The following is a 2,610-nucleotide window of genomic DNA, read 5'->3' as shown; positions in this document are numbered from 1 at the left end:
GTCGGGGCGTCGCCGTCGCGGGTGTCGGCGAAGGCCTCTTCGGCGTAGCCGATCGCGCGGTGGCAGTCCTGGACCCGGCCGAGCTGGGCGTAGATCCAGCCTTCGCGGGTTGCGAGCATCGCCGTCATGCGCGGCATCGGGGTGCGCCGGATGCCATGCTGAGCGAGCTGGATGAGGTCCAGGCCGCCGTGGAGGTCACCGGACTCGACGGCTTGGACCGCCATGGTCGCGAGGATGTGCGCGGCGAGCGGCCGGTCCCCCGCCTGGGAGGCGGCCTTGATACCGAGGGTGAAGTAATGCTGCGCACGGCCGCGCTGTCCGGAGTCCCACAGCACGTTTCCGGCGGTTTCGGCGAGATCCGCAGTGACCCGGTACAGCTCGGTGTGGACGTCGGGCGGGTGGGTGCTGTGGAGGAGGTCGACCACCTCGTTGAGCTGTCCGACGACTGCTTTGCGGCGTAGACCACCGCCGAACTGAACGTCCCAGTTCCGGAACGCGGTGGCCGTCGTCGCCAGACTGTCGATGTCATCAGGGCCGATGCTCCTACCGGACCGGTGGGGCAGCGGGGTGGGATTCTGGGACAGCCAGCGCCGCAGCGGTGTCACCAGCGCAGCTCCCGTGAGCATGGCGGTGTCGGTGAGCATGTCGCGGCGGCCGAGCATCAGATCCCTCACAGTCAGTTGCTCCAGCCCCTCCACAATATGGGCTGGACCCCACCCGGGGCCAGGGTGGGAATCGACGACGGTGGCCGGCGCTGTGGTCGGGGTGAGCCGGTCGAGCGGGATCCCCAGACCACGGAAGATCCGTTCAAGGACGGTGAGGGTGGTGACGGCCCGCCTGCCGTGTTCGATCGCGGAGACGTCGGGCTGCGTCAACCCGGTGCGCTCGGCGACCTCGCTCTGGCTGGCACCGGTCGCTGTCCGCACCAGCAGGAAGATCCGGCCGACATCGCGGGCAGCGCATACAGCGCGTGCTCGCGGCTGGTCCCAGAGGTTGTCAGGGATCACGAGGGGTTGCCGGGGCTGGGGCATCGGAACCTCTTCCGAACGACGGCAGTGACGCAGCGCCCATTCTTCTCCCACTTACCGTGAGAGATCTATAGGGCGGTTCTATAGGGAACGACCCGATTCCCACGGGTGATGCCCCAGCAGCACGATCAGTTCGCCCGGTCAGAGAACGCCGGGAGAACCGGTCGAAAGGGGTATCGACGATGGACGGACTCCCGCGCATCGTGCTGACGTGGGCCGCGACCGCGCGCGGGGGCGCCGAGCGGTCGGTACCGGAGCTGGCCACCGAGCTGGCCGCAGCCGGCCTACCCGTGACGTTGATCTGGTGGACACTCGGGGGCGGCCCGGCCTGCCCACCGGTGGGGGAGGGCGTCGTGACCCGTGTGGTGGACGACCTCGCCGGCTACACCACCGCGTTGACCGCATGTGTCACCGGCGACGCCACTGTGATCATCGGGAGTCATCGCACGGTCCTTGTCGACGTACAGGCAGCCGCATCTGTGCCGGTCGTGACAGTGGTCCGCGGCATTCTGCACCCCGCCCAGCGGATCCGGCTGGTCGACCCTGCCAGCGGAGAACTCGCCGACGTCACTCCAGACGGGTTGCCGTGGGAGCGGCTGGCCGGCGCAGTGGCCCGATGGGTAGGGATCAGCGAAGCGTCCGCGGCGTCGATCCGCGGCTGCGCGCCCGTCGCGCTACCCGTCCAGATGATTCACAACGGTGTCGCGATTCCCGAATGGCGACCCCCGCCCGCATCCACGGCGGGCGGCAGGGCGCGTCTCGTCGTGGTCGCGCGGGCAGCGCCGTGGAAGAACCTTGACCGTCTCGTCGACGCGGTCGCCGACCCCCGGCTGCGGGACCGCGTCACGGTGGACATCTACGGCGGGTTCGGATCAGCGCAGCCGGTGCTGGAAGCGCAGATCGCCGCAGGTGGGGCGCCGGTGGTCTTCCACGGTTGGGTCGAGGACCTGCCCCGACGGATCGCCGGCGCGCACGCCCTGGTCTCCGTGGCGGAGTTGGAGGGCTTTGGCCGGGGGATTCTCGACGCCGCGGTCGTGGGAGTCCCCGCCGTCGTGCCCCGCGCCGGAGCAGGCACGGAAATCGTGCTGGACGGTATCACCGGTTTCACCTTTGATCCGCGCAGCCCGGACGGGCTGGTGGACGTACTGGAGCGGGTCGTCGACGAGGACCCGGTCCGGTTGGCGGCACTGGGCTGGTGCGCCCGCACCCGGGCACTGGGCTACTTCACTCCGGCCCGCTGCGCCGATCAGTACCTGCAGCTCTGTCACGAACTACTCTCCCAGCCCACGCTCACGCGAGCGAGCAGGTGATGACCGCCCCACGCGTGGGGACCTTCGTCGATCTCGCCGCGGACCCCGTCGCGGTCGGCTGGCGGCTGCACACCCTGTCCGATGTAGAGATCACCGGGCTGGCCCCGGCGTTCCGATCGGCCCACGCCCAGGCGCTGACGCACACCGTCGAGCGGATCCATCCCACCGCGGTCATTCATCCCACCGCGATCATCGGGGAGGATGTGCTGATCGGCCCGCACGCCCGCGTGCACGAGTTCTCCACCGTCCGCGACGGCTCGGTGGTGTCCGGT

At 69.8% G+C, this 2,610-nt stretch carries 2 protein-coding genes and 1 pseudogene; 2 read left to right on the top strand and 1 reads right to left on the bottom strand.

The genetic code is table 11. The features are described 5' to 3' along the window. Nucleotides 1–1,031: helix-turn-helix domain-containing protein (locus U9980_RS27850; RefSeq protein ID WP_322770649.1), on the bottom strand; the 1,031-nt coding region annotated here is incomplete at its 3' end. Between the two features lie 179 nt (nt 1,032–1,210). On the opposite strand from U9980_RS27850, the gene U9980_RS27845 reads away from it, so the two are divergent. Further along, nucleotides 1,211–2,338, top strand: coding sequence for a glycosyltransferase family 4 protein (locus U9980_RS27845; protein ID WP_322770648.1), 1,128 nt, complete (start codon nt 1,211–1,213; stop codon nt 2,336–2,338). Then, nucleotides 2,338–2,610, top strand: a pseudogene (locus tag U9980_RS27840) (transferase); the annotation flags it as partial. The gene U9980_RS27845 and the pseudogene U9980_RS27840, both read left to right, overlap by 1 nt.

Origin of the sequence: Protofrankia sp. Cr1 (genome assembly GCF_963555865.1) — a bacterium.
GTDB lineage: Bacteria > Actinomycetota > Actinomycetes > Frankiales > Frankiaceae > Protofrankia.
The sequence above is the reverse complement of the archived record's forward strand: the minus strand, read 5'-3'. Positions and strand labels throughout refer to the sequence as shown.

What these genes read in the sequence shown, in the direction of transcription:
- U9980_RS27845 (WP_322770648.1), top strand. Translation starts at nt 1,211, where the DNA reads ATGGACGGACTCCCGCGCATCGTGCTGACGTGGGCCGCGACCGCGCGC.